Annotated in this window: 1 protein-coding gene; it reads right to left on the bottom strand. The window is 76.0% G+C overall.

Going from position 1 to position 916, the window contains the following annotated elements:
- Nucleotides 1-21 precede the first annotated feature (21 nt).
- On the bottom strand, nt 22-916 hold an 895-nt coding region (locus HW577_RS25690; protein WP_198378910.1), incomplete at its 5' end, for an aldehyde dehydrogenase family protein.

Genomic DNA, 916 nt, shown 5'->3' with positions numbered 1-916 from the left:
CAGCAGCCGCCTTCCGAGACTCTAGTGTGGCTGGGGTTCAGGCCTGTGCTCTTCCGATCTGGCCAGGCGATCCAGCCGCGCGGCCTGCGCCGCGCTCGCCAGCGCGGTCTCGGGGGGCGCGACATCCGCCGCGCGGCAGGCGGCCTCGAAGGCGGCGCGCGCATGGCCCACCAGCAGCACCGTGTCGGGGGCGACGCAGGTCTGCCCGGCATTGAGCGCCTTGCCGACCAGGATGTCGTGCGCGGCGCGGGCGAGATCCGCCCCCGGCAGCACGATGGCCGGGCATTTCCCGCCCAGTTCCAGCGTGACGGGGACGAGGTTCGCGGCGGCGGCGAGGGCCACGCGCCGCCCGGTCTCGGTGCCCCCCGTGAACACGAGGTGGTCCCAGGGTTGCGCCGCGAAGTCGGCGGCGACCGTCGCATCGCCGGTGACGCAGCGCGCCATGTCCGCCCCGAGCGCCGCATCGAGCACGGCGGCGATTTCCGCCGCACAGCGCGGCGCGTGCTCGGACGGCTTCACCACCACGCGGTTGCCGGCCGCGAGCGCGTCGATCGCCGGCACCAGGGTGAGCTGCACCGGGTAGTTCCACGGCCCGATGATGCCGACCACGCCCTTCGGCACCGGTTCCGTCCAGGCGCGTGCGGGCAGGAAGGGGAAGGGCACGCGGGCCGCGCGCGGTCGCGCCCAGCGCGCAACGCGGCGGCGGGCATGGATGGCGCAATCGGCCACCAGCAGCACGTCGGCGAGCAGCGTTTCCGCCCGCGACCTTGCGCCGAAATCGGCCGAGGCCGCGTCGGCGATGGCCTGCGCCCGGCGCTTCACCTCGGCGGCGAGGCGCGCGAGGAGTTCGCGCCGCCGCGCGATGTTGGGCGCGCCGTCCCGCGCCTCGGCGGCGCGCAGCGCGGCGAGGGCTTCG

Origin of the sequence: Neoroseomonas rubea, from assembly GCF_016106015.1 — a bacterium.
GTDB lineage: Bacteria > Pseudomonadota > Alphaproteobacteria > Acetobacterales > Acetobacteraceae > Neoroseomonas > Neoroseomonas rubea.
The sequence above is the reverse complement of the archived record's forward strand: the minus strand, read 5'-3'. Positions and strand labels throughout refer to the sequence as shown.